The sequence below is a fragment of the Xenorhabdus taiwanensis genome (genome assembly GCF_036512875.1).
Classification (GTDB): Bacteria; Pseudomonadota; Gammaproteobacteria; order Enterobacterales; family Enterobacteriaceae; genus Xenorhabdus; species Xenorhabdus taiwanensis.
In genome coordinates, this window is sequence record NZ_AP028978.1 from 3,417,129 (window position 1) to 3,442,873 (window position 25,745).

Annotated in this window: 25 protein-coding genes; 4 read left to right on the forward strand and 21 right to left on the reverse strand. The window is 44.8% G+C overall.

Annotated elements, in window-relative coordinates:
* Positions 1 to 2: 2 nt before the first annotated feature.
* The 13 genes from lpxA to rpsB all read right to left on the reverse strand — a co-directional run bounded on the left by lpxA (position 3) and on the right by rpsB (position 13,406).
* Positions 3 to 800 carry an acyl-ACP--UDP-N-acetylglucosamine O-acyltransferase gene (gene lpxA / locus ACE1SE_RS15955; protein WP_374051699.1) on the reverse strand — a complete coding sequence of 266 codons (798 nt, stop codon included), beginning with the start codon at positions 798 to 800 and terminating at the stop codon, positions 3 to 5.
* Positions 801 to 803: 3 nt separating this feature from the next.
* The gene (gene fabZ / locus ACE1SE_RS15960) at positions 804 to 1,256 is read right to left on the reverse strand and encodes a 3-hydroxyacyl-ACP dehydratase FabZ (RefSeq protein WP_086108908.1); all 453 of its coding nucleotides are present in this window, start codon (positions 1,254 to 1,256) and stop codon (positions 804 to 806) included.
* Between the two features lie 161 nt (positions 1,257 to 1,417).
* Positions 1,418 to 2,446: a UDP-3-O-(3-hydroxymyristoyl)glucosamine N-acyltransferase gene (gene lpxD / locus ACE1SE_RS15965; RefSeq protein WP_374051700.1), complete on the reverse strand. Its 1,029-nt coding sequence runs from the start codon at positions 2,444 to 2,446 to the stop codon at positions 1,418 to 1,420.
* Between the two features lie 4 nt (positions 2,447 to 2,450).
* Positions 2,451 to 2,948: a molecular chaperone Skp gene (gene skp, locus ACE1SE_RS15970; RefSeq protein WP_374051701.1), complete on the reverse strand. Its 498-nt coding sequence runs from the start codon at positions 2,946 to 2,948 to the stop codon at positions 2,451 to 2,453.
* A 72-nt stretch (positions 2,949 to 3,020) separates the two neighbouring features.
* A complete protein-coding gene (bamA, locus tag ACE1SE_RS15975) occupies positions 3,021 to 5,393 on the reverse strand; it encodes an outer membrane protein assembly factor BamA (RefSeq protein WP_374053696.1) in 2,373 nt (790 codons plus the stop codon).
* Between the two features lie 34 nt (positions 5,394 to 5,427).
* On the reverse strand, positions 5,428 to 6,780 hold the full coding sequence (rseP, locus tag ACE1SE_RS15980; RefSeq protein WP_374051702.1) for a sigma E protease regulator RseP: 1,353 nt from the start codon (positions 6,778 to 6,780) through the stop codon (positions 5,428 to 5,430).
* 9 nt (positions 6,781 to 6,789) lie between these two features.
* A complete protein-coding gene (gene cdsA / locus ACE1SE_RS15985; protein WP_374051703.1) occupies positions 6,790 to 7,653 on the reverse strand; it encodes a phosphatidate cytidylyltransferase in 864 nt (287 codons plus the stop codon).
* 9 nt (positions 7,654 to 7,662) lie between these two features.
* Entirely contained in the window at positions 7,663 to 8,355 is a 693-nt protein-coding gene (gene uppS, locus ACE1SE_RS15990) for a polyprenyl diphosphate synthase (RefSeq protein WP_374053697.1), read from the reverse strand.
* Positions 8,356 to 8,672: 317 nt separating this feature from the next.
* Positions 8,673 to 9,869 (reverse strand): 1-deoxy-D-xylulose-5-phosphate reductoisomerase, encoded by a 1,197-nt coding sequence (ispC, locus tag ACE1SE_RS15995; RefSeq protein ID WP_374051704.1) that lies wholly within the window; start codon positions 9,867 to 9,869, stop codon positions 8,673 to 8,675.
* Between the two features lie 184 nt (positions 9,870 to 10,053).
* Positions 10,054 to 10,611, reverse strand: a complete 558-nt coding sequence (gene frr / locus ACE1SE_RS16000; RefSeq protein WP_374051705.1) for a ribosome recycling factor — start codon at positions 10,609 to 10,611, stop codon at positions 10,054 to 10,056.
* Between the two features lie 171 nt (positions 10,612 to 10,782).
* Positions 10,783 to 11,511, reverse strand: coding sequence for a UMP kinase (pyrH, locus tag ACE1SE_RS16005; RefSeq protein WP_374051706.1), 729 nt, complete (start codon positions 11,509 to 11,511; stop codon positions 10,783 to 10,785).
* 143 nt (positions 11,512 to 11,654) lie between these two features.
* Positions 11,655 to 12,512: a translation elongation factor Ts gene (tsf, locus tag ACE1SE_RS16010; RefSeq protein ID WP_074020314.1), complete on the reverse strand. Its 858-nt coding sequence runs from the start codon at positions 12,510 to 12,512 to the stop codon at positions 11,655 to 11,657.
* Positions 12,513 to 12,680: 168 nt separating this feature from the next.
* Entirely contained in the window at positions 12,681 to 13,406 is a 726-nt protein-coding gene (gene rpsB, locus ACE1SE_RS16015; protein ID WP_074020315.1) for a 30S ribosomal protein S2, read from the reverse strand.
* Positions 13,407 to 13,807: 401 nt separating this feature from the next.
* Here rpsB and map point away from each other — a divergent pair, with 401 nt between their 5' ends.
* The 4 genes from map (at position 13,808) to ACE1SE_RS16035 (ending at position 18,938) form a co-directional block, all read left to right on the forward strand.
* Positions 13,808 to 14,605 (forward strand): type I methionyl aminopeptidase, encoded by a 798-nt coding sequence (map, locus tag ACE1SE_RS16020; RefSeq protein WP_374051707.1) that lies wholly within the window; start codon positions 13,808 to 13,810, stop codon positions 14,603 to 14,605.
* Between the two features lie 174 nt (positions 14,606 to 14,779).
* Positions 14,780 to 17,458, forward strand: coding sequence for a bifunctional uridylyltransferase/uridylyl-removing protein GlnD (gene glnD, locus ACE1SE_RS16025; protein ID WP_374051708.1), 2,679 nt, complete (start codon positions 14,780 to 14,782; stop codon positions 17,456 to 17,458).
* A gap of 13 nt (positions 17,459 to 17,471) precedes the next feature.
* Positions 17,472 to 18,296 (forward strand): 2,3,4,5-tetrahydropyridine-2,6-dicarboxylate N-succinyltransferase, encoded by an 825-nt coding sequence (dapD, locus tag ACE1SE_RS16030; RefSeq protein WP_374051709.1) that lies wholly within the window; start codon positions 17,472 to 17,474, stop codon positions 18,294 to 18,296.
* Positions 18,297 to 18,551: 255 nt separating this feature from the next.
* Entirely contained in the window at positions 18,552 to 18,938 is a 387-nt protein-coding gene (locus tag ACE1SE_RS16035; protein ID WP_099133473.1) for a DUF3461 family protein, read from the forward strand.
* 81 nt (positions 18,939 to 19,019) lie between these two features.
* Here ACE1SE_RS16035 and ACE1SE_RS16040 read toward each other — a convergent pair whose 3' ends face one another.
* The 8 genes from ACE1SE_RS16040 to ACE1SE_RS16075 all read right to left on the reverse strand — a co-directional run bounded on the left by ACE1SE_RS16040 (position 19,020) and on the right by ACE1SE_RS16075 (position 25,734).
* Positions 19,020 to 19,466: a flavodoxin gene (locus ACE1SE_RS16040; RefSeq protein ID WP_374051710.1), complete on the reverse strand. Its 447-nt coding sequence runs from the start codon at positions 19,464 to 19,466 to the stop codon at positions 19,020 to 19,022.
* 35 nt (positions 19,467 to 19,501) lie between these two features.
* Positions 19,502 to 20,254 carry a tRNA pseudouridine(65) synthase TruC gene (gene truC / locus ACE1SE_RS16045; protein ID WP_374051711.1) on the reverse strand — a complete coding sequence of 251 codons (753 nt, stop codon included), beginning with the start codon at positions 20,252 to 20,254 and terminating at the stop codon, positions 19,502 to 19,504.
* Position 20,255: 1 nt separating this feature from the next.
* Positions 20,256 to 20,582, reverse strand: a complete 327-nt coding sequence (locus ACE1SE_RS16050; RefSeq protein ID WP_374051712.1) for a YqcC family protein — start codon at positions 20,580 to 20,582, stop codon at positions 20,256 to 20,258.
* Between the two features lie 600 nt (positions 20,583 to 21,182).
* On the reverse strand, positions 21,183 to 21,746 hold the full coding sequence (syd, locus tag ACE1SE_RS16055) for a SecY-interacting protein (RefSeq protein ID WP_374051713.1): 564 nt from the start codon (positions 21,744 to 21,746) through the stop codon (positions 21,183 to 21,185).
* 313 nt (positions 21,747 to 22,059) lie between these two features.
* Positions 22,060 to 22,341 carry a single stranded DNA-binding domain-containing protein gene (locus ACE1SE_RS16060; protein ID WP_374051714.1) on the reverse strand — a complete coding sequence of 94 codons (282 nt, stop codon included), beginning with the start codon at positions 22,339 to 22,341 and terminating at the stop codon, positions 22,060 to 22,062.
* Positions 22,342 to 22,977: 636 nt separating this feature from the next.
* Complete coding sequence (locus ACE1SE_RS16065) at positions 22,978 to 23,328, reverse strand: hypothetical protein (protein ID WP_374051715.1); 351 nt, start codon at positions 23,326 to 23,328, stop codon at positions 22,978 to 22,980.
* Positions 23,325 to 23,948 carry a tail assembly protein gene (locus ACE1SE_RS16070; RefSeq protein WP_374051716.1) on the reverse strand — a complete coding sequence of 208 codons (624 nt, stop codon included), beginning with the start codon at positions 23,946 to 23,948 and terminating at the stop codon, positions 23,325 to 23,327. Before ACE1SE_RS16070 ends, ACE1SE_RS16065 begins: the two co-directional genes overlap by 4 nt.
* Before the next feature lie 124 nt (positions 23,949 to 24,072).
* Positions 24,073 to 25,734, reverse strand: a complete 1,662-nt coding sequence (locus ACE1SE_RS16075) for a terminase large subunit (protein ID WP_374051717.1) — start codon at positions 25,732 to 25,734, stop codon at positions 24,073 to 24,075.
* Positions 25,735 to 25,745: the final 11 nt, after the last annotated feature.

A 25,745-nucleotide genomic window follows, 5' to 3' on the forward strand; every position in this document is an offset into this window, starting at 1 on the left:
TATTAACGAATGATGCCACGGCTGGATTTTGCGGAATTTTCCAGAAAATCACTGAATGCTTTCACATGCGGGTTGTTTTCTGCCTGAAGATCAATTTCTTGTCTGGCTTCTTCCAATGTTTTTCCGCTGCGATAAAGCGTCTTATAGGCATTACGGATAGCATGCAGCGATTCTTTGTCAAACCCACGACGTTTCAGGCCTTCGATATTCAATCCGAAAGGTGTTGCATGGTTTCCCTGTGCAATGATGTAAGGAGGAATATCCTGAGCAACGCCGGAACAACCACCAACCATCACGTGGGAACCAATTTGACAGAATTGATGCACGGCCGTCATTCCACCAATAATGACATAATCACCCAAAATAACATGCCCGCCTAATGTGCCATTGTTCGCAATGATACAGCGATCACCAATAATACAATCATGGGCGATATGGGCATTGATCATCAACAGATTGTCACTGCCAACTTTAGTTACGCCACCACCCTGAACAGTGCCTCTGTGGATAGAAACACTTTCACGAATGCGATTACGGTCACCAATTTCAACGCGGGTGGGTTCACCCTGATATTTGAGATCCTGATTAACCTCACCGATGGAAGCAAATTGATAAATCTGGTTATCACGACCAATTTTAGTTATCCCATTAACCACAACATGGGATTTCAATTCAGTCCCTTCACCAATCTCAACCTGGGCACCGATATAACAAAATGGGCCAATGCGAACATTGGCGCCAATAACAGCACCCTCTTCAATAATGGAAGAGGGATGGATAACAGCGGTCTGATCAATCATGGATTAGGCCTCACGACGGCGAGCACACATCATTTCAGCTTCGCAAGCCACTTCTCCATCGACTTTCGCTACGCCCCTGAAACGCGCAACTCCGCGACGTTCTTTAATAAATTCTACTTCCATGACCATTTGATCACCTGGCAGAACCGGACGCTTAAAGCGAGCGCCATCAATCGCTGCAAAGTAATACAATTCACCGGGTTCCAGTGATCCAACACTTTTGAACGCCAGAATGCCAGTAGCTTGAGCCATTGCTTCGAGGATCAAAACACCAGGAAAAATAGGCTTACCAGGGAAGTGGCCCTGAAAGAATGGTTCATTAAATGATACATTCTTGACTGCGCGCAGAAATTTACCTTCCTCAAAGTCTAAGACGCGATCTACCAACAAAAATGGGTAGCGGTGAGGCAGTAAATCTAAAATCTCTTCAATTTGCAGAGTATGATTATCACTCATCTAAATACTCTTCCTGTCATATAAGAATCATAATATTAACGACACGGCCTGCGTTAACTCCAAATTCAGAGTTATCAGGCAGGCCGCAAAATCAAAAGCACAACCAAAAATGCTAACTAAAAACGTTTAATCAAAAATGTCTATCCAAGATGCGGGTATGATTACTCGTTTTCACCTTTCAGTTGGCGTTCAACTGACTTCAAGCGCTTATTCATCTCATTGATGTTCATGACTAAAGCGGCAGTCTTGCGCCAAACTTTGTTCGGTTGTAACGGGAACCCAGACGAATATACGCCAGGCTCTGTGATTGGACGTATCACCATGCTCATACCAGTCACGGTCACTTTATCACAGATCTCCATGTGCCCATTGATGACACTGGCTCCACCAATCATACAGTAACGGCCAATTTTCAAACTGCCCGCCATAATGACTCCACCCGCCACCGCGGTGTTGTCTCCAATTGTCACGTTGTGGGCAATCTGACATTGATTGTCTATGATAACACCATTACCGATGACAGTGTTATCCAATGCGCCGCGATCAATGGTCGTGCCAGCGCCGATTTCAACACGATCTCCAATGAGTACTGTGCCTAACTGTGGAATTTTAACCCAATTGCCACGCTCATTGGCATAACCAAAACCATCAGAACCTATAACAGTTCCTGACTGGATCAAACACGACTCACCAATTTCAACATTGTGGTATATCGAGACATTGGCCCAAAGACGGGTTCCTGCACCAATCCGCGCATTTTTTCCAATAAAACAACCTGCACCAACGATAACATTATCATCAAGCATAACGCCGGATTCGATAACTGCATTTGCACCCACCGACACATTTTTGCCCAGTACCGCCTCAGGGGAGATAACTGCTGATGGGTGAATATCCTGTGCAGGTTTCGGTGTTGTATCCATAATTTGCGCCATGCGTGCATAGGCAAGGTAAGGATCATTAACAACCAACGCGGCAACCTTGCAGTGAGGGAGATCTGCTTCGCGCAGTACAACAGCCGCAGCCTGACAGGTAGCAAGTTTGTCAGTATAACGACTGTCAGATAAAAATGTAATTTGTTCGTTATTTGCTGAATACATCGGTGCAATACCGGTGATGACGATATCGCCATCACCGCACAATTGCGCATTCAACTGCTGAGCGAGATCAGCCAATCGAATTGAAACCATCTACTTACTTAACCTGTTTCAGTACTTCTGCAGTGATATCTTTACCAGACGCAGAATACACCGCGGTACTCGCATCCAGAACCAGATCGTAACCTTCTTTGCCTGCAACCACTTTAACTGCATCCTGAATACGGTTCAGAATTTTATTGCGTTCTTCCATCTGACGGTGGCGGTTGTCGTTTTCAAAACTTTGTGCTTTCTGAGCAAAGTCATCACGTTTCGCCATCACTTCTTTTTCCAATTTTTCGCGTTCACTGGCTTTCATGGTTGAGCCATCACGCTGCAATTTTTGGATTTTAGTTTGCAGTTCAGATTCCATACGCTGTAATTCGGTTGCACGGCCTTTAAATTCGCTTTCCAACTGTTTTGCCACAGCTTCACGGGCAGGTAGCTGTTGGAAAACTTCAGCAACGTTCACTAAAGCAATTTTATCTGCCGCCTGCGCACCCGCAGAAAACGCTAATGCCAGACCCAAACCTGCTGCACACAATATTTTCTTCACTATAAACTCCTTTGACCTACGCGATTTTTACATATTAATAATAGGGCGATTTTTACCAAAAATGATTAATAATTACCAAACTCCGCCAATATTGAACTGGAACTGCTCTGCTCTGTCACCTTCATATTTCTTAATTGGCTGCGCATAAGAGAAGCTCAGTGGCCCTAATGGTGATATCCATTGCAAAGCAATACCGGCCGAAACCCGGACGTTATTTGGCTTACTGTAGTCTGGCCCAGCGTAAGTCTTATCCCAGTTGGTATCCCACACGGTTCCCGCATCCACAAATAACGAAGTCCGCAGGGAGTTGGCATATTTAGCATCCAGGAATGGTGTCGGGGTAATCAGTTCGAAACTCGCCACCGCCGTCGCGTTACCTCCCACGGCATCACGAGATGGGCTATTTTTCTTACCACTTTCATCTAAATAAACTGCTTTCGGACCAATATTATTCGACCGGAAGCCGCGAACACTGCTGGAACCACCGGCGTAGAAGTTCTCATAAAATGGCATTTCCTTACCACCAAAACCGCCACCATATCCCAGACGTGTGCGTCCCATCAGCACCCATGCGTGATTATCATCTAATGGATAATAAGCGGCTGAGTTCCAGGTGACTTTATAGAACTGGTTATCTGAACCAGGAATGGTTACTTTCGTATCCAGAGATGATTTCAGGCCAGATGTCGGGAAGAAACCACGATCAAGATTGTTGTAAACCCATCCTACAGTGACGGTGAAATCATTCGAGTCAAATTGCGCCTTGTCTTTAAAATTTGGATGTTTACCCATTTTATTCCAATAACGCCACATCGCACGCTGTGGTCGCATGTTAGACAGAGAGTTATGGATATAACCCAGTCTAAACGACAGGCCGTTATTTTCATTCAGTGGGAAACCGAGCGTTCCCTCAGTACCGTAAGCTTTATTGGTGTAATTCGAAAGATCGGCATCATCGGCGCGGAAATCGTTATAGAACATACGGCCACCCAAACTCACACCATCAACAGTGAAATAAGGGTCAGTCATAGATAAATCGGCCGATGTTGAATAATCATTCTTACTGGCGTTGATGCTCACTGAATTCCCCGTTCCCAGCCAGTTGGCTTGTTGGAGGCCAACCTGGAACCCCATACCACTTTCTGTGCCGAAACTAACACCAAAATTCATCGAGCCAGTATTACGTTCTTTGACTTTGTAAACCACATCAACCTGATCTGGACTGTCCGGTACACGTTCTGTTTCCACATCAACAGAGTCAAAATACCCTAGTCTATTTAGACGTTCTTTACCCTGTTCAACCAAATCACTCCCCAGCCAAGAGCCTTCCATCTGACGCATTTCACGGCGTAGTACTGAATCTTTACTTACATCGTTGCCTGAAAAACGAATTTTACGCACGTAGAAACGATTACCCGCATCAATATTCACATGCAGCTTAACCGTCTTATCAGTGTCGTTGATTTCAGGTTGTGTCATTACACGAGGATAGGCATAACCGTGGCGACCAAGCAGGTTTTTGATGGCGGTTTCCATCTTGGTCACTTCTGCACCGTTATACAAAGACCCTGGTTCGATTTTAGTCAATTCTTCGATTTGGGACTGGTAACCCGCTAAATTACCATTCAAATCAACACCCGCGATTTTATACTGAGCGCCTTCGGTGATATTGACAGTGACATAAATACCTTTCTTATCTGGAGTCAGGTTAACTTGAGTCGAGTCAATATTGAATCGCGCATAGCCTCGGTCGAGATAGAAACTGCGCAGGGTTTCAAGGTCACCTGCCAATTTTTGTTTCTGGTATTTCTGATCAGCCGTCATATTCCACCAGGGAACATCATCCCTAAGCTGGAACTGATTAAGCAGCTCATTGGTTGAAAAGGCTTTATTGCCAACAATATTAATTTGTTGGATCTTGGCAGAAACCCCTTCAGAGAAAACGAGCTTCAAATCAACACGGTTACGGGGCAGTGGTGTGACAACAGCTTTTACTGTCGCGTTGTATTTACCAACACTGTAATAGAAATCCTCCAGCCCCTTCTCAATATTAGACAGCATAGTGCGGTCAAGAGCTTCACCAACACGAACACGAGAGGCCTCAAGGTTTTGCTTGAGCATGTCATCTTTCACCGATTTATTGCCGGTAAAAGTAATGCTGGCGATAGTTGGCCGTTCTTTTACCTGAACAACAAGTGAATTGCCATCACGTAAGACACGAACATCTTCAAAGTTTCCAGTTGCGAACAATGAATGAATCGTACGGCTAATATCTTCATCACTAACCGTTTCACCCACTCGAACTGGCATGTTCAGTAATGCTGCACCAACGGTGACGCGTTGAAGACCCTCAAAGTGAATGTCCTGAACCACGAATCCGTCTGAACCGTATGCAGTGGCGCTGCCAAACAGCAGCGACGCTATGAGCAACTTTTTCATCGCCATCGTTGTTATGCGTTTTCCTAACCGGTCTCCCGTCTTAAAAACGGGAGAAATCATTGAAAAGTGCAAGCCCCATTAATAACACCAGTAACATAGCACCAATGCGATAACTGAAGTCTTGTACACGCTCGGAGACCGGCCCTCCCTTGATCTTTTCGATAGCAAGGAAAAGCAAGTGTCCACCATCTAGTACAGGTAATGGGAACAAATTAATGATCCCAAGATTGACGCTAATCAGCGCCAGAAACATTAAATAATACACCAAGCCAGAATCAGCCGATACACCGGCACCTTTGGCAATGGAAATTGGGCCGCTCAGGTTATTCAGTTTTAAGTCACCCACAATCAATTTGCCGATCATATTGACAGTCAGCTTCATTAATTGCCAAGTCTTGCCTCCTGCCTCATAAATGGCAGAAAAAGGTCCATATTGCTGAATAACCTTGTATTCATCCGCCAGTGGAATGATTTTCAGTTCGGTGCCAGCAAATCCCTCCTCACGGCCGTTGGATAATTTTCTGACTTCTGGAGTCAGAGACAAGGAGATCATTCCCCCAGCTCTCGCAACGTCCAATTTTAGAGGAACGTCAGGATTCTTCCTGACAAAAGATGAAAAAGTGTGCCATACATCTACATCTTGATCGTTGACTTTAACGATCCTGTCCCCACTTTGTAAACCCGCTTTTTCAGCGGCTGAAGCAGGATAAACTTTTTCTACTTGCGAACTAAGCCGCGGTACAACGGGCATAATTCCCAGAGACAGCAAAACATCCTGTCTGGAAGGATCGAAACTCCATTGACTCAAATCCAGTGTCTTTTGAACACTGTCAAGCGCATTCAAAGGCAAGACATCCATAGTGACCGATGTTGCACCCACTTTGCCAACCATGGCAAGACGTACTGAATTCCAATCAGGAGTTTCGATACCATTAACGGCTTTTAGTTCCATTCCAGGCAAAATATTTGCCTGTGCAGCAATCGAGTTTGGCTTAACATCTAATACTACCGGACGTACAGATGGCACGCCAATCACAAAAACCAGCCAATAAGCGATCACCGCCAGAATGAAGTTTGCGATTGGCCCAGCGCTGATAACAGCCGCGCGCTGGCCAATAGTTTTGTTATTAAATGCCATATGACGACGTTCGGGAGCAACTTCTGTCACCCGCTCATCAAGCATTTTGACATATCCACCAAGGGGGATAAGAGCGATAACGTATTCGGTTCCCTGTTTATCTGTACGACGCCAAAGCACCTTGCCAAATCCGATGGAAAAGCGTTCAACATAGATACCGCATCGTCTGGCAACCCAAAAATGACCAAACTCATGCACTGTAATCAGAACGCCCAAAGCAACAATAAATGCAGCCAGATTCCAGAGAATATCCATTACGTACCTTCAGAGAGTAAATCCAGAAGAAATCAACATAACCAGCCCAGCAAACACCGGAACTGCCGCAGTTAGGCTATCAACCCTATCCATGACACCGCCATGCCCTGGAATCAATTGACTGCTGTCTTTGATCCCAGATTCCCGCTTGAACATACTTTCAGTCAAATCACCAAAGACCGAGGCAATCACCACCACCGCAGAAATCGGCAACAAATGTTCTGGCATCGCGGGGACAGGGGCAAATTTACCGAACAACCACGAAATCAGTGCAGCCGTTAATAACCCACCAACCAGCCCCTCAAGCGTTTTGCCCGGAGATACTTTGGGAGCCATTTTATGTTTACCCATTGTACGACCAAAAATATAAGCACCTGAATCGGCAGCCCATACCAACAGCATGACGTACAGCAACCACCATGCGCCATCATAAGGATTATTTTCATAGCTCTGGGTACGCAGTACCATCATCCCACAATAAAATGGCACGATAGTCAGAACCCCAAATAGCAGTCGCAAGGCAACCGACGCTTTCCAGATGGCAGCAGAAGCCGGGTAAGTCACCACCAATAAAATGGCAGCTACCCACCAAAGCATGCCGGCCCACAACAGGTATACAATTTGTGTTTTTTCAATGAGATGAGAAAAATCCGACAAAGAATACTGCAAGGCCAATAACCCGACAGCAACTAACACAGCCAGCGTAATACGTTTAACTTGAGTGAAGAGACCTGCAAATTGCCCCCATTCCCATGCAGCAAGTGCTGAAACAGCAATGACAACCCACCCAAACCCTGCTGGTGGGAGGAGAAACAGCGCTACAATAACAAGTGGAATCAATATTAACGTAGTTAAAAGACGGTACTTCAGCAAGTTCTCCTCCTATGATCCCACTTCGGCATCGTCTGTTGTTCCGCCAAATCGGCGTTCTCGTTTGGCAAAGGCATTAATCGCACCTTCAAAAACAGTTTCATCAAAATCAGGCCAAAGTATATCGGTAAAATACAATTCTGCATAAGCGATCTGCCATAGCAGGAAATTACTGATACGATGTTCACCGCCAGTCCTAATCACCAGATCCACTTCGGGCTGCTTACTTAAATTGATGAAGTTATCCACTGTAGTTTCGGTAATCTCTTCGGGAGATAATTCATTGGCGTCAATCTTTTCAGCAATTTGTTTAAAACTCTGAACCAGATCCCAACGACCACCATAGTTAGCAGCAATATTAAGCTGCAATCCGGTATTGCCCGCTGTTAATTCAACAGAACGGCAGATACGCTCCTGCAACCGTGAGCTAAAACGACTGATATCACCAATCACAGACAATTTCACATTGTGTTTATGCAGACTCTTTACTTCATTATCGAGAGCAAAAACAAACAACTCCATCAATGAACTGACTTCCTGCTGTGGGCGATTCCAGTTTTCGCTGCTAAAAGCATACAACGTCAGCGAATTAATATTATGTTTCACTGAAAAACTCACGGCACTTCGTACGGCTTTAATTCCTGCACGGTGGCCAAAGACTCTTAATTTGCCCCGTTTTTTTGCCCAGCGACCGTTACCATCCATAATGATGGCGACATGTCTGGGTAACGTTGGCAATGAGTCATTATCACTGGGAGATATCACTCAAAATAATCCTTAAATAACTAAGCTGACTTTTTGGTAAACTCAATCACTTCCAAACATAAAAAAGCCGTGTTACGTGTCAACAATTAGCACGGATAGCACGGCTATTTCAGGCGCGACTGAAAGCCTTTACCTGCGCTTATCTATGATTAAAATGCAAGCACCAGATAATTGAAATGGCTATTATAGCAACTGCAATTTACCCGCGAACTATATCATTTGCCAAAACGCAAACCTATACTTATTAATAAAACTTGCTATTTGGCAAACGTGCTTATGGCTTCTCTCGCTAAAGCCCTGGCTATGTTATCGATTTCTAAGACCTCTTCGATACTTTGAGGTTCAGATAAATTCACTTTTTCAACGACCAACCGATTGATTGTCGCAATATCTGTGAAACGGATTCCACCTTGCAAAAAAACATCAACGGTTTCTTCATTTGCGGCATTCAACGCCGTTGTTGCCGCTTGCCCTTGGTGACAAGCCTCAATCGCCAGTTTCAAACAAGGATAGCGCTGATAATCCAGAGATTCAAAAGTGAGCAGACTCAATTCGGTAAAATCCAATGGTTTTGCCCCGGATGGAATACGATTAGGATAAGCCATCGCATAAGCGATTGGGGTACACATATCCTGCGTTCCCAGTTGTGCGATGATGCTGCCATCCTGATAACGAACCATTGAATGAATAACTGATTGGGGATGTAATAATACTTCCATTTCATCTGCGGACGCATTGAACAGGTAACGCGCTTCGATATATTCCAATCCTTTGTTCATCATGGTAGCAGAATCCACCGAAATTTTGCGTCCCATTGACCAGATAGGATGAGCACATGCTTCATCTGGAGTCACGTTGGGCAGCTTATCCAAAGGCGTTTTACGGAATGGCCCACCCGATCCCGTCAGGATAATGCTGGAAATACCGTGCCCTTTTAAATCTGTCTTGCCAAGATTGTGCTGAACTCCCTGCGGCAGACTCTGGAAAATGGCATTATGTTCGCTATCAATTGGCAGCAATTGCGCTTTATATTGAACAACGGCATCCATAAACAGACGACCACTGGTAATCAAAGATTCTTTGTTAGCCAGCAGAACTTGTTTGCCCTTGCGGATAGCGGCCAAAGTCGGCAATAAACCGGCGACGCCAACAATGGCTGACATGACTTGATCGACGTCTTCCAATGCAGCTAAATCACAAATAGCGTCTTTACCAAACAGCACTTCGGTCTGGCTTCCTTGCGCCTGTAATAACTGACGCAGCGCTTTTGCTGACGGCTCATCTGCCATTGCTGCATATTGTGGATGGAATTCCAAACATTGTTGTGCCATGACGTCAATATTTTTCCCGGCAACCAGTGCGATGACACTGAATTTCTCTGGATTATTGCGGACAACAGAAAGCGTACTTTTCCCAATCGAACCCGTTGAGCCAAGAATAGTTAACCGTTTCATTTTAATACTCTAAGTATGCTACTGATATAAAATTGCAATGGAAAATCGCAACAGAAAACTGTCATAGTTTGAGCGGTGCAGATCGCTATGTCCATCGCTTGAGAAAGAAATGTGATACGAAGTGTAATATTCAGGATAAGAACAACGCCGCAAAAGCTGCGGCGTTGTATGCGTGAAACGGCAATTAGAAATCCATCAACTCAGTTTCTTTATTTGCCAGTGCTTCATCGATTTTCTTAATGAAGCTGTCAGTCAGTTTCTGAATTTCATCTTGTGAACGACGTTCTTCATCTTCACTGATTTCTTTGTCTTTCAGCAGTGTTTTGACCTTATCGTTCGCATCACGGCGAATGTTACGGATGGAGACACGACCCTGTTCCGCTTCTCCACGCACAACTTTAATGAGATCCTTACGGCGCTCTTCTGTCAGTGGTGGCAATGGAACACGAATAATGGTTCCAGCAGAAGATGGATTCAGACCCAGATCAGAAGCCATGATGGCTTTTTCAACCGCCGCAGTCATAGAGCGATCAAATACGGTGATTGCCAAAGTGCGGGCATCTTCTGCAACAACGTTTGCAATCTGACGCAGTGGAGTCGCTGCGCCATAATATTCAACGCTGATGCCATCCAACAGGCTAGGAGAAGCACGGCCAGTACGAACCTTGCTAATTTGATTTTTCAGTGCTTCGACGCTTTTTTCCATGCGGTCTTGTGCGTCTTTCTGGATTTCATTAATCACGTTACAAACCCTTGGGAAATGGTTATTTTTTAGGCCACATTGCGTAAATCATAGATAAATTAACCGAATACGCTACGACATATGTGGCCCTGTGTCATTAAATTTGGCGCATCAGGACGCTGATCATACCGTCAAATTTCACCAATGTCTCTGAGCACGAACGGTGAAAAATCAGCCGTGAGAAATCAACGTACCTTCACTTTCCCCCATCACAACACGACGAAGTGCGCCTGGTTTGTTCATATTAAAGACACGAATTGGCAGGTTATGGTCACGAGCCAGCGTAAAGGCCGCCAGATCCATCACTTTCAATTCACGCTCCAATACTTCCTGATAAGTGAGCTTATTGTAGAGAACGGCTTCAGGATCTTTTGCAGGATCAGCAGAATAAACGCCATCAACTTTGGTTGCTTTTAACACAACATCCGCTTCGATTTCAATGCCACGCAGACATGCAGCGGAATCAGTCGTAAAGAACGGGTTGCCAGTACCCGCAGAGAAAATAACAACACGACCGTGACGCAGTAAGCTTATCGCCTCAGCCCAACTATAATTGTCACATACGCCATTCAGTGGGATGGCAGACATCAAACGAGCGTTCACATAGGCGCGGTGCAAAGCATCACGCATTGCCAGACCATTCATCACAGTCGCCAACATACCCATGTGGTCGCCTACTACACGGTTCATTCCTGCCTCTGCCAAACCGGCACCACGAAACAGGTTACCTCCTCCAATAACGACACCGACCTGAATACCCAGCTCAACCAGTTCTTTGATTTCCTGAGCCATGCGGTCTAAGACACTGGCGTCGATACCAAAACCTTCTGCGCCTTGCAGGGCTTCTCCACTGAGCTTAAGCAGGATTCTCTGATATACGGGTTTTGCATTGGTTGCCATGGTGTTCAGTCCTAAGCAGATAAGGATTATTGGGGATCGATTAGATTTACTCAACTACTACACATCCACGCTATGCAGCCCAGATGTAAAAATTCATCATCAGATAAAACAGAACCGCCAACCGGCGGCTCCGTTCAAGAAAATTAAGACTGTTTGCTCATTGCAGCAACTTCTGCTGCGAAATCAGCTTCAACTTTCTCAATACCTTCACCAACTTCGAAGCGGATGAAGTTGATAACCTTAGCATTGTTTTCTTTCAGCAGATCGCCAACAGATTTGCTTGGGTCCATCACGAAGTTCTGACCAGTCAGAGAGATTTCGCCGGTGAATTTGTTCATACGGCCAGAAACCATTTTCTCTGCGATTTCGCGAGGCTTGCCAGACTGCATTGCGATGTCCAACTGGATCTGATGCTCACGCTCAACCACGTCAGCAGGAACATCAGTTGGGTTCACGTATTCTGGCTTGCTTGCTGCAACATGCATTGCAATGTGTTTGATCAGTTCTTCGTTTGCGCCTTCAGCAGCAACCAGAACACCGATACGGGAACCGTGCAGGTAAGAACCAACCGCTTCACCTTCCAGAATAGCAACGCGACGAATATTGATGTTCTCACCAATTTTCGCGACCAAGCCAGTGCGCTGTTCTTCGAACTTCGCTTTCAGTGCGTCGATGTCAGCGTTTTTGTCTGCCATAACAGAAGTGATAACTTCTTTACCGAACGCCAGGAAACCAGAATCTTTAGCAACGAAGTCAGTTTCACAGTTCAGTTCAACGATAGCTGCGAATTTAGCATCAGCCGCAACTTCAACCAGAATAACACCTTCAGCAGCAACACGGCCTGCTTTCTTAGCCGCTTTTGCCTGACCTGATTTACGCATGTTATCGATAGCCAGTTCGATATCACCATTTGCTTCAACCAGTGCTTTTTTACATTCCATCATGCCTGCGCCAGTACGCTCACGCAGTTCTTTTACCAGAGCAGCGGTAATGTCAGCCATTTGTTTTATTCCTCGATGTGTCTCGCGGGAAGATAATATTCCGCGTGGAAAGTTCTATATCAGATAATAGTTCTATACCAGATAGGTAAAGGGGGCCATAACAGGCCCCCTAACCAATATATTTCAATACCTGGTCAATAAGGGCTCAAACAAAATGAGCAGGCCTTATTATTCAGCGTCTACAAGACCTTCTTCAGCCTGAACAGCCAGATCTTGAGAACGACCTTCACGAACAGCGGTAGCTGCCGCAGTCAGGTACAGTTTAACTGCACGGATTGCATCGTCGTTACCAGGGATGATGAAGTCAACGCCATCTGGATCAGAGTTGGTATCAACGATAGCGAATACAGGGATACCCAGATTATTTGCTTCTTTGATAGCAATATGTTCGTGTTCAGCGTCGATAACAAACAGCGCATCAGGCAGGCCGCCCATGTCTTTGATACCGCCCAGGCTGTTTTCCAGTTTGCCAAGCTCACGAGAACGCATCAGCGCTTCTTTTTTAGTCAGCTTGTCAAAAGTACCGTCCTGAGACTGAACTTCCAGATCTTTCAAACGCTTGATTGACTGACGAACAGTTTTCCAGTTAGTCAGCATACCACCCAACCAACGGTGGTTAACGAAGTATTGGTCACAGCTCAATGCTGCTTCTTTTACTGCTTCGCTAGCAGCACGCTTGGTGCCAACAAACAGAATTTTACCTTTACGGGAAGCGATTTTGTTCAGCTCTGCCAAAGCACCGTTGAACATTGGAACAGTTTTTTCCAGGTTGATGATATGAACTTTGTTACGAGCACCAAAGATGAAAGGTTTCATTTTTGGGTTCCAGTAACGAGTCTGGTGACCGAAGTGAACGCCCGCTTGCAGCATATCGCGCATGGAAACAGTTGCCATTTTAGACCTCTATAAAGTTAATTGGGGTTATGCCTCCACAGATCCCATAACACCGACTCCTTGGCTGCGGGCAATTCATATCAATGAGTTAACCGCATAAGAGCACCCCGGTGTATGTGCCGATCCGTGTGTGTTATTTACACATAATGAGTCTATTTAGTATCCCTGACGAATTGCATCATATCAGAAACAATTACGCAGAATACCGGCGCGCTTTATACCATAAACCACCACCAGACTCCAACATTTGTTACAGCTATGTTTGTTACAATTACGTTTATTACGGCGACTGATGCGGGTTATATTGGCATCTATTCGGTGGGCTGATACCATTACTGGCAACACTTTCCTTAATTAATATCAAGTAGTCGGTAATTTTCCGACTTAAATGGACCCATTTCATGGCTATTTCTATCAAAACAGAAGAAGACATTCAGAAAATGCGGGTTGCCGGACGTCTGGCCGCCGAAGTTCTGGAAATGATTGCGCCTTACGTTAAGGCTGGTGTCACTACAGGTGAACTTGATCGTATCTGCCACAAGCATATTACCGAAAAACAACAGGCCATCTCGGCTTGTCTGGGCTACCACGGTTTTCCTAAATCCGTATGTATCTCCGTTAATGACGTGGTTTGCCACGGTATTCCAAGCGATGATAAAGCCCTGAAAGAAGGTGATATCGTCAATATTGACGTGACAGTCATCAAAGATGAGTTCCACGGTGATACTTCTAAAATGTTCATTGTCGGCAAACCAACCATTCAAGGTGAGCGCCTGTGTCGCGTCACTCAGGAAAGCTTGTACCTTGCCCTGAAAATGGTTAAACCCGGCATCCGTCTGCGTACTATTGGCAAAGCAATTCAGCAGTTTGTAGAAAGTCACGATTACTCTGTTGTCCGCGAATACTGCGGTCACGGTATCGGCAGAGGTTTCCACGAAGAACCTCACGTTCTGCATTATGATGCTGATGATGGCGGTGTGATATTGCAAAAAGGCATGGCATTCACCATTGAACCGATGGTCAACGCCGGTGATTTTCGTATCCGCTCCATGAAAGATGGCTGGACAGTGAAAACCAAAGATCGCGGTTGGTCTGCACAGTACGAGCACACTATTGTCGTTACCGATAATGGTTGTGAAATCATGACATGGCGTCAGGAAGAAGAAGCACATATTTCAGCGGTATTAGTGAACGCATAATTATCAGCTAGCTAACACAACTTATTAAAATTTAATCAATAAGCTCCCTGCTACCTTCAACCCATGGGGAGCTTTAATCTCTGTCAATAATACCTGTTCATCCTATAATTTTCTCAGTAATCTGGTCACCATAGTCTGCTTCCTCACGAGCTTTCTCACAATAGGTTTCTGCATATGCCGGTTGATATCTCCTTAGCGCAAGCCCCCGTTCCGCCTCTTTCTCCTGTGGAATTTTCCCACGATGATCTGCAATTCCCTGCCCTTAAACAGCATATTGATGAATTCCAGCTATGGCTTGAGCACGCATTCAAGGCAGGGATCTCAGCAGATGCGCTGATTTACACCCGCAGTGACTATATTGATCAACTTTTAAAGCGATTATGGCTGGAACAGGGATTTGATCAGATCGATTCCTTTTCCCTGATTGCGGTAGGTGGCTATGGTCGCCGCGAATTACATCCTCTCTCTGACATTGACCTATTGATTCTGAGCGAATCGCCATTGACTGAAGAGCAATCAACTCGTCTTGGACAATTTATTGCCTTACTTTGGGATATTCATCTTGAAGTCGGCCACAGTGTCAGGACATTCGAAGAATGCCAGCAAAAAGGGCTCTCTGACCCGACTATCGCGACTAACCTCATTGAATCCCGCTTAATTTGTGGGGATTTATCGCTATTTCTACGCTTGCAGAAATATATTTTCAGTGATGACTTCTGGCCATCCGCTCAATTTTTCGCAGCCAAAATTACTGAACAACAAGAACGCCATCAACGCTATCACAGCACCAGTTACAATCTGGAGCCTGATATCAAAAGCAGCCCTGGTGGGCTACGCGATATCCACACGTTACTTTGGGTCGCTCATCGCCATTTTGGTGCCACTTCCTTAGATGAAATGGTTAATTTTGGTTTCCTGACTCAAGAAGAACGCAATGAATTAAACGAATGCCAGAATTTTCTCTGGCGTATCCGTTTTGCACTTCATTTGGTTGTTACCCGTTACGATAACCGATTGCTGTTCGAACGTCAGTTTAGTGTCGCCCAACTACTCGGCTATGAAGGAGAAAGAAATCAGCCAGTCGAGCGAATGATGAAAGATTTCTATCGCATGACCCGCCGCGTCAGTGAACTCAATAACATGCTGTTGCAACTGTTTAATGAAGCCATTTTGGCGCTGCAACCCAATGAGAAACCACGCACTCTTAACACCGAGTTTCAATTGCGGGGAAACCGTATCGATCTCATTGATGAAACGCTGTTTAGCCATGATCCCACTTCAATATTGAGAATGTTTTATCACATGGCTGAACATCGTGACATTGAAGGGATCTATTCCACAACACTGCGCCAGCTTCGCTATGCCCGTAGAAATCTAACCACTCCGTTGTGCGAACTTCCCGAAGCACGAGAAATTTTCATGGATATTCTGCGCCACCCCCATGCAGTTACAGGAGCGTTACTCCCAATGCACCTGCATAGTGTTTTAGGGGCTTATATGCCATTTTGGAGCAATATTGTTGGCCAGATGCAATTTGATCTTTTTCATGCTTATACCGTTGACGAACACACCATCCGCGTACTGCAAAAACTCGAAAGTTTTGCTGATGAAAATAACCGTGTGATCCACCCTCTATGTGTTGAACTTTACCCACGTCTTCCTCAACCAGAGCTATTGCGGTTGGCAGCTTTTTTCCATGATATTGCCAAAGGTCGCCATGGCGATCATTCTGAGCTTGGTGCCAAAGATGCTTTCGTCTTCGCACAACAGCATGGCCTGACAAATCACGAAGCTGAATTAGTGGAATGGCTGGTTCGCGACCATCTGCTGATGTCAGTGACTGCGCAGCGTCGGGATATTCAAGATCCAGAAATCATCCAACAATTTGCCAGTCAGGTTAAAAACCAAAACCGCCTTAATTACTTAGTCTGCCTGACCGTGGCAGATATTTGCGCTACTAACGCTAAACTGTGGAATAGCTGGAAACAGAGTCTGATACGTGAACTCTATTTCGCCACTGAAACCCAATTGCGTCAGGGGATTCAAAATACCCCTGATTTACGGGAACGTATCCGTAACAATCGCTTGCAAGCATTGGCTCTTCTGCGTCAGGAAAATATCGACGAACAGCGTTTACACAATATCTGGAGCCGTTGTCATGCCGATTATTTCCTGCGCCATACCCCGGATCAATTAGCATGGCACGCCAGCCATTTAATCCGTCATCCCTCTCAGGAATCTATGGTTTTGATCAGTACCGCATTCTCTCACGGTGGTACAGAGATTTTTATTTGGTGCCAAGATCGACCTTCGCTTTTTGCCGCCGTTGTTGGGGAATTGGACAAGCGTAATTTAAGTGTCCACGATGCCCAAATCTTTACTAATCGGGATGAAATGGCGATGGATACCTTTGTTGTTTTAGATCCTAACGGCCATCCACTGGCATTTGATCGTCACGAACCTATCCGCCGTGCCTTATTGAAAGTCGTGAACGATCCGCATCCTAAAGTACCAAAAGCACGCAATCTGCCCGCCAAGTTGCGCCATTTTAATGTCCCAACCAAAGTTAACTTTTTACCGACAAAAAATGTTCGTCGTACTTATATGGAGCTAGTTGCATTAGATCAGCCTGGATTATTGGCACGGGTAGGTAATATTTTTGCTGAATTGGGGGTTTTCTTACATGGAGCTCGCATTACGACTATTGGCGAACGTGTGGAAGACTTTTTTGTATTAGCGGATAAAGATCAAAACGCATTACATAAAAAAATAAGGGATGAACTATCAGAAAGGTTGACAGAAGCCCTCGATACACAGGATAAACTACAACAAGATTCTCTTAACAGAAATTAGGAACCGCATACTTATGCAGCAATTACAAACGACTATCGAAAATGCATTTGAAAACCGCGTTAACATCACCCCAACGACCGTTGATAGTGCAACTCGCGATGCCATTAACCAGGTTATTCAAATGCTGGACAGCGGCAAATTGCGTGTCGCTGAAAAAATCGACGGAGAGTGGGTAACTCATCAATGGCTGAAAAAAGCGGTATTGCTTTCCTTCCGCATTAATGACAATCAGGTGATGGAAGGTGCTGAAAGCCGCTATTTCGACAAAGTGCCGATGAAATTTGCTGACTATGATCAGGCTCGCTTCGAAAAAGAAGGATTCCGTGTCGTGCCTCCTGCGGCCGTCCGTCAGGGCGCTTATATCGCCCGCAATACCGTATTGATGCCGTCTTACGTCAACCTCGGTGCTTACGTGGATGAAGGCACAATGGTAGACACTTGGGCGACAGTCGGTTCCTGTGCACAGATTGGTAAAAATGTTCACTTATCCGGTGGGGTTGGTATTGGCGGTGTCCTGGAACCATTGCAGGCCAACCCAACCATCATTGAAGACAATTGTTTTATCGGCGCACGCTCTGAGATTGTAGAAGGCGTTATCGTAGAAGAAGGCTCCGTGATCTCAATGGGTGTTTACATCGGCCAAAGCACCAAGATTTATGATCGCGAAACCGGCGAAATCCATTATGGTCGCGTACCTGCGGGTTCCGTCGTCGTATCCGGTAATCTTCCGTCGAAAGATGGCAGCTATAGCCTATATTGCGCTGTTATCGTGAAAAAGGTTGATGCTAAGACCCGTGGTAAAGTAGGTATTAATGAACTGCTAAGAAATATTGATTAAATTAAAAAAATAACAAGGCCACCCATTGGGTGGCTGTTGACATTCATGCCGCTTCTTTTCCTTTTGAACAAGCTTTCATAGTTCTTTCAATAAGTTATTGTTCAATCTTTATTTCAAAATCGGCAAATAAAGCAATTGTTTTGTACGGATACCCTCAATCTCCATTCTCCAATTGACTTTTAACGATGCCGAAATGGATAATAAATCCACTATTTTTGGCCTTTCCATTTCATTTAGATGATCAGGTGGCGCGCTATGTACGATAACTTGAAAAGTTTGGGGATCACACATCCTGAAGATATTGATCGCTATAGTCTCCGTCAGGAAGCGAATAACGACATTCTGAAGATTTATTTCCGCAAGGATAAAGGCGAATTCTTCGCCAAGAGCGTTAAGTTTAAGTATCCACGCCAGTTAAAGACTATCTCTGACGCACACTCTAGTCAGGGTTATAAAGAAGTCAAAGAGATCAACACTAACCTACGTTATGTCATTGAAGAGTTAGATCAGATTTGCAAACATGATCAGATCGAAGTGGATTTGCAACGCAAAATCCTCGACGACTTACGCCATCTCGAACATGTCGTTGCAAATAAGATTGCAGAAATTGAAGCTGATCTGGAAAAGCTGACCCGTAAGTAAATTATGTCAGTTTGTCATACACCGCTTATCTTCCTAATTCTCTAACTCAATAAAAAGCATAAGCGGTGTAGTAGCGTTTCCCTACAACAAAGTCCCCCACTCTTCAATCCAGTTTTGGGCAAAGACTTCAGGTTCAACAACTTCAATGGCATCAATCAACAGTACCTCGCCGATTCGTTTGGCTCCCTGTTCTTGTAACAGCTCATCAAAAGTACGGCCACCACCACAGAAAGTGTCGTAACTACTGTCACCTAACGCAATCACGCCATAGCTCAAATCGGGCTGATAGCCCAACTTATCATTTAATTCTGTATAGAGCGGTTGGATATTATCAGGCAGATCACCTTGCCCTGTCGTCGAAGTGACCACTAAGACAACTTCCTGCAAATACTTTTGCCATTGTTCTAAGGTTGCATCTTCAAAAACCTCAACCTTATGGCCCTGCTGCTCAAGTATCTGCTGGGCTTCTTCCGCAACCGCTAACGCATTACCATAAATTGTACCAACGAAAACACCAATCTTTGCCATAGATATTGATCTCTTTAATCGGTTTTATACTGCGTTCATTCATGAATAGTTAGACATTCCAGATCAGGTACAATACCCTGCCAGCCAAATTGCTCAAGCAAATTCTGCCATGATTGATCCCAGCGCGCAGTGAGGAGAAGGCGCTCTCCTGTCACAGGATGCTTGAGTTGAAGGTGGCTGGCATGCAACATTAACCTGCCTGTCTGATAATATTTAGCAACTCCTCGATTTTGTCGCAAATCACCGTGCGTAGTATCCCCAATGATCGGATGTCGAATATGTGCCATATGCCGCCGCAATTGATGCTTACGACCAGTTTTTGGCATCAGCTCCAACAGACTGAAACGAGATGTTGGATAACGCCCTATCTCAACCGGACACTCTACTTTTGCCAACGAACGGTAATAAGTAACGGCTGGTTGCGCTGCTCTATCTGTATCAGCAAATTTATCCGCAATTTTATCCAACTGTTCCATTAGGGCATGGTCGATAATATCATCACCTTCAACATAACCCCGCACAACTGCGTGATACGTTTTTTGTATATCATGGAATTCAAATTGTTGTGCAAGTGTTCTGGCGACTTCACTTGAAAGCGCCATCAATAAAACGCCCGATGTTGGCCTGTCCAGACGATGGACAGGAAAAACATGCTGTCCAATTTGATCGCGCAATGTCTGCATCACAAAAACAGTTTCATGACGCGCCAGCCAGCTCCGGTGAACCAACCATCCGGCAGGCTTATTGACTGCGACAATATGCTTATCCTGATAAATAATCTCCAGCATATCAGGTATCCTGCGTAAACAGGTTGTCCAATGCCCGTAACTGTTCAAGTAAAGGAAAAAAACGCTCTGCTTCTTCTTTATACACTTCTTCAAAATACGGAGCGATGGTAAATGCCGTCGGCAAACAAGTTTTTTGTTCTATCAAAGCGCGCATCCGTGGAATTAATACCCACTGGAGCCACTCTTCTGCTGACATCGTATCAATGGAAAAAGGTTCAGTGCTTTCAAAGGCTTCTGGTTTAGGTGGATAATTTTGCCATACACCTACCGTTTTCATGGTAGCTTCAATTAATTGCAATTTATGTAAAATTTGTTTCTCGATACTCATGATGTTTCGTCTGATGCTTGTCTGTTGCTCGGATGACAAAAAATTGTCACCGTGTCATTGGGACATAAGAGTATCATTGATATGATTGCAGCGGAAAAGTTACGGCTGGAAAAATTGCGGCAATAGTTAACAGCAAATAACAAAAAGCAACTAGTTAAAAGCAAATAGAAATGAAGTAAGAGGAGAGATTTCCCTCTCCTCTTGAGTGGCTGTCATAGCAATCCTGCTACCTGGGGGGCTTCCTGCTGATTTCCCTGACAAAATACATCCTTGTCAGCTATCCTTTATTCAATCATTATACTGATAGTTTTTAGCGTTCCTGCCTGTACCTAGTCATCCCTTGTACCATCTTCCCGATGGATTTATTCCCTGGTTATTGTTTTGCAGTGGTTCCTTGCGGAACAGTGAAAGGATCTACGATCCAGTCTCTTGAAACAAGCAACTGAATCAGCATCGTAAAAGATATGAAAAACTCACACTAAGGGCACATTGCGCATATTATTGATATAGAATAAAAATAATTTCACTGAATAATATTCACGCTATGATTAAAAGAGATATCTCACATAAAATGTGAGATATCTCTTACAAAAAAGCCAATCAATATCTGCAATCAACCATCACAACAGGATTGATAACCGAAAGGAAACTGGCTAAATCTGCGGATAAAATTTTCCTTTCATGGCGACCAAACTGTTCAAAAATCACTTGCCCTGTCAAATTACACACAGAGATCAACCCCATATCGGAATCAGTCGTTCCAATAAAGACGGTAGGCGAGAGTTTTAATCGTTTTTGTGTAATAAGATGACCAATCAGGTTTTCCTGCAAGCGAATAAAATCATCTTCACTCCATACCTGAATCAGGCTGAAATTTTGCCCTGCAAAACTGGCAGTCATATCACCCGCAAACTGCATCACATAGTAATCATGGATGGAATCCTGCAAACGGATCTCCAGTGCAGTTTCTACCTTACCAAGCTTTTCTTGGGCAGAAAACGGCTGAGGAAGCCAATGCACTACACCATCACCCGTATGCTCGATACAGGGTGAAGGTATGCCATACAACTCACTGCTGGCTGGTGGAAACCCTGTTTTCTCTTGCCATAATTCAACATAGCGTCGAGTAAAATCAGAAAGTTCCTCTGTCACATTAAAGGTCATATGATTATATCATCCACATTTTCACAAACAAATCATAAATATTTGATATTATTCATATAATCACCATTATAAATGAGACTGATTTTTGTTTGTTTATATAATTATTTATACATAGAACACTGAACGAACCTGTAAACAAAACATAAGATAAGAACAATGTGAAAGAAAAGAAAGAATAAGAGTGAATAAAATAAAGTTAGTACACTAAACATCCTGAGCCACTGACTGACGACAAATATCGTCGGAAGTGAGTAGGTTGGTACGTTTAACGTTCCGAGCTATAGAGAGTTGCGACTAATTTCGTCGGAACCTATTAAGCGATAGAGGAAGCAGTTAACTGATACCCCTGCCAGTAAGAAGCCCTTCCCGTCACCGTGATCACCTGACCTTTCCGTAATAACATCACCGATAGTGCCATTTCATCAAAGCCCACGACACGCAGCGGGTAATCACTACGCTTATCACTCTGCGCCTGTAGGGTAGCGACTGCCATCACCTTACCCGTCTGGCACTTTATACGCTTGGGGGCAATGGTAATCTTGCCTGTGATCGTAGCGACTATCGAGGGTGTATTTTTCTTCTGTCTGCGTGCCATATTCCACCGCCTATAGATGATCTGGTTTTTCAACCATGATAATAATCAACAAATTAAACCACTGCGAACGTAATACGTACTCAGTCACTAAGTTACATTAAGTAACCTTGTGCTGGTCGACTTAAACTCAAGCCTCTGCGTTGTGATTACCACAATAGAGGGTAATACATTTGCCTCTATATCACTCTTTTGCGCACCTCTTAAAGAGGTGTACAAATTCTGTGAGTCAACATGACTGACGCTCAAATTTTGTGAGTAACTATCAGTTACACCCAAAGTCCGATTATCGGATATTGGATTTTGCATCGACGAATTTCGTCGGCACAAACTAACCCTCTTAAAGAGGGTCAGTTCAACCTATTGGGTGATCTATAACTAAACCTCTTAAAGATATGCAGTTCTTGTTCCGGGCAACGAGACAGGTAACTCAAAATAATTGGGTCAGTTACATACGGAAAAATCCCGCATGTACAAAAGCAAAAGGTATTGAGATTTCCTCTATACCCTAAGTGGGATATCACACTTTGGGATGGTCAAAATCTTGACCATCTACGGCAACGATAGGGATTACCTCTATGGTTGGCTTAAGTTGTTGATTTCATCGCTGACCGTCAGATTGACGGCCATAAAAACCAACTAGTTAATTGTCATCGACACCTGAGAAAATAGCCTTTGGTTAACTGACAGCACGCCCTTCATATGTTCACACCAGCCGTTCAAAATAGCCTCATACGTGCCTTGATAAACTATAAGAAAAGGAATCAATACACTCTCTGTTAGTGTTTCCTGTAAATCCCACCCGACGATAAATTGGCGTAGGTATGAATAATTTTTTGCTGGATCGGTATTCTGCCACGCTTCAACAACTGCCTCGAACGGCGGTACGGTATAAGTGATAAGCACTGGCAATGGATTAGTATTTGTCTGGATAATAACCTCACGGGTGAATTGTTCACCTGCTGGCCATAACTGCGGTTTATTTTTCACATTGCATCCTCAATATAAATACCGGCTGAGATAATAGCGCCACCAATGCGGCGCTTACCGTACCCAATCGGAACTGGATAACCTTGTGAGACTGTATTTGTTGGTGAGCCAAAGGCGTATGAAGGTTTGTTTTCGCCCTGGTCTTTCATTGCAAGACCTCCGGGTTGGGGGGATAACAGTTGAATTGCGCCACCTGCCATCATGGCTACGCCCATTTTCATTGCATAACTGCCCCATGTAGCACCACCTGAAGCTTGGCCCCATGGCGTAAAGGCACCAAAAGCACCAACCACAACTAATACCGCCCCAAGAATTGTTTGCAATGCTCCGGCTCGTTTGCTACCAATGATGACAGGTACAATGCGTATTTCTTCCGTTCCCTGTGATAATTCAAGCCCATCTTTATCTAGATTCTTTTTGCCACGGAACACGGCATAAGTTAAACCACGCTGCTCACTGCTATTCAAAAACTGCTCAAAACCGGGTAACGTGACGCAGAGTGCTTTAATTGCTTCTCGTGTTGTGAGTACACACCGTTTATGCACTTTGCCGAATGTTTTACCCAGTACGCCGCCTAAGCGAATGGTAACTAATGGATCATTCTCGATAGATCTTGCCATAAATCCCTCTCTCCAGATATCATTTAATGATTAAAATCAAATAGATATATTAATTACAATTGTAATGCTTTGATTATTAATAACTCTGTCTCTGTGACAGAAATAAGTAAGATCAATAAGTTACCTAAATGCCGTCAAAGTCAGCCAGCCGCTGCTTCTGCTCCTCATTGAGACTAAAAGCAAACTCTTCATGTTCTGCCTGCCATGTGCCGAAGCTCATCAGGAACGCAATTGCAGGGTCAATCTTATTCGCCGATTTCTTCTTGTTCGGCTTGATATTGGCGTTGGCGTCCGTTTCCATCACCACATTAGACATTGCCCACGCCAGCACCGGATCGCCGTTGTGACGAATGATTTTGCGGTTAACAAAGACCTCGGCGGATTTGGCTACGGGACTATACCGCATGTAGGTTTGCGGGAACGGCTCAACATCCAGCCCCGCGCCCTGTAATTGGGTGCGTAAGTGGGTGGCGTTCCATGTGTCAAAGCCTACCAGTTTGATATCAAAGTGCTGGCTGTCTTTGAGAATATCATCACGGATACGGTCATAATCAATACAGTCGCCGGTCGTGGTACGTATCCAGCCCATTTGTACCCATTGGCGATACACTGCCCGATTCTTGTTGGCAGGATTCTGTAGCTGGGCTTCCGGCAAGTAATGGCGGGTCAGTAATAACAGCTCGTTGTCCACGGGGAACGTGTAACAGATACTGGTGATATCCCCTGTTGAAGATAAATCTAACCCAGCGTAGCATTCCAACCCTTTGAGGTCGTTTTCGTCATAGTCTGTCTGGCAGGCTTTCCATGCGCCTTCCCCCATCCACGGCGTTTCACCCTGACACCAGATATTAAAGCGTTTGGTTAACATCTCTGTCCATTGCGAGGGAATGCCGCGGGCTTTCTGGATAGTGTCGTGCAAAGCGTCACTGTCTACGGAAACATCCAGATTGGGATTGGCCTTTATCCAGAGTGCCTCATCATCAATCTCGTTCTCGTCGTCCAGTTCGTAGATCAGGGCAAACAGGGACTCATTTTGTTCTTCGCCATCCAATATCTGACAGCAATAATCATAATGCTGTTTACAGGCGGATATCACGTTACTGCCTGCCGTAGTAATGGCAAACAGAATGCCTTCGGGACGGGCGCCCATCCCCAATTCAAGGGCAGAGTAAACCGCGTTATCGGGGTGCAAATGATACTCATCGACAATAGCAAGGCTGGGGTTCGTGCCCTCAATCGTGGCGGCTTTGGCTGCCAACGGTTTTAACAGGCTGTTGCTCTTGGTATAAGTCACTTTGTGTTGCTGGATAGATACCCGCTTCTTGAGTGGTTTTGAAAGCAGGCACATCTGGCGGGCATCATCAAACACAATACGCGCCTGATCCCGACTCACGGCGGCGGTGTAAATATCCTGCTGCCCGTTCTCCATCACCAGAAACCAGTTCGCCAGTATTGCAGCAACGGTAGATTTGGCATTTTTGCGTGGTACTTGAATGTAAGCACTACGATATTTGCGGCGACCGGTGGCCTTCACTTTGAAGCCGAACAGGTTAGCAAAGGCGAATTGCTGCCACGGCTCAAGCATGATGGGTTTACCGCGCAAGTGCCCTTTGACGTGCGGGCAGAGACGGGCAAAGCCAATAAAACGCGCTACGACTTCGGTATCGAACACATAAAGCGGGTTATTCCGGTCATTATAGTAGCGTTTCACGGCCTGTTTTACCCGTTTACAGGCCGGAATATTGCCGTTTTCGATATCAAAAGCGTACTGTTCCCATGCGTTCATCGGGGTATCAC

Coding starts and splice junctions, on each gene's coding strand:
- lpxA (WP_374051699.1), bottom strand. CDS start 800: ATGATTGATCAGACCGCTGTTATCCATCCCTCTTCCATTATTGAAGAG.
- fabZ (WP_086108908.1), bottom strand. CDS start 1,256: ATGAGTGATAATCATACTCTGCAAATTGAAGAGATTTTAGATTTACTG.
- lpxD (WP_374051700.1), bottom strand. CDS start 2,446: ATGGTTTCAATTCGATTGGCTGATCTCGCTCAGCAGTTGAATGCGCAA.
- bamA (WP_374053696.1), bottom strand. CDS start 5,393: ATGGCGATGAAAAAGTTGCTCATAGCGTCGCTGCTGTTTGGCAGCGCC.
- rseP (WP_374051702.1), bottom strand. CDS start 6,780: ATGGATATTCTCTGGAATCTGGCTGCATTTATTGTTGCTTTGGGCGTT.
- uppS (WP_374053697.1), bottom strand. CDS start 8,355: ATGGATGGTAACGGTCGCTGGGCAAAAAAACGGGGCAAATTAAGAGTC.
- ispC (WP_374051704.1), bottom strand. CDS start 9,869: ATGAAACGGTTAACTATTCTTGGCTCAACGGGTTCGATTGGGAAAAGT.
- pyrH (WP_374051706.1), bottom strand. CDS start 11,511: ATGGCAACCAATGCAAAACCCGTATATCAGAGAATCCTGCTTAAGCTC.
- tsf (WP_074020314.1), bottom strand. CDS start 12,512: ATGGCTGACATTACCGCTGCTCTGGTAAAAGAACTGCGTGAGCGTACT.
- rpsB (WP_074020315.1), bottom strand. CDS start 13,406: ATGGCAACTGTTTCCATGCGCGATATGCTGCAAGCGGGCGTTCACTTC.
- map (WP_374051707.1), top strand. CDS start 13,808: ATGGCTATTTCTATCAAAACAGAAGAAGACATTCAGAAAATGCGGGTT.
- glnD (WP_374051708.1), top strand. CDS start 14,780: ATGCCGGTTGATATCTCCTTAGCGCAAGCCCCCGTTCCGCCTCTTTCT.
- dapD (WP_374051709.1), top strand. CDS start 17,472: ATGCAGCAATTACAAACGACTATCGAAAATGCATTTGAAAACCGCGTT.
- ACE1SE_RS16035 (WP_099133473.1), top strand. CDS start 18,552: ATGTACGATAACTTGAAAAGTTTGGGGATCACACATCCTGAAGATATT.
- ACE1SE_RS16040 (WP_374051710.1), bottom strand. CDS start 19,466: ATGGCAAAGATTGGTGTTTTCGTTGGTACAATTTATGGTAATGCGTTA.
- truC (WP_374051711.1), bottom strand. CDS start 20,254: ATGCTGGAGATTATTTATCAGGATAAGCATATTGTCGCAGTCAATAAG.
- ACE1SE_RS16050 (WP_374051712.1), bottom strand. CDS start 20,582: ATGAGTATCGAGAAACAAATTTTACATAAATTGCAATTAATTGAAGCT.
- syd (WP_374051713.1), bottom strand. CDS start 21,746: ATGACCTTTAATGTGACAGAGGAACTTTCTGATTTTACTCGACGCTAT.
- ACE1SE_RS16060 (WP_374051714.1), bottom strand. CDS start 22,341: ATGGCACGCAGACAGAAGAAAAATACACCCTCGATAGTCGCTACGATC.
- ACE1SE_RS16070 (WP_374051716.1), bottom strand. CDS start 23,948: ATGGCAAGATCTATCGAGAATGATCCATTAGTTACCATTCGCTTAGGC.
- ACE1SE_RS16075 (WP_374051717.1), bottom strand. CDS start 25,734: ATGAACGCATGGGAACAGTACGCTTTTGATATCGAAAACGGCAATATT.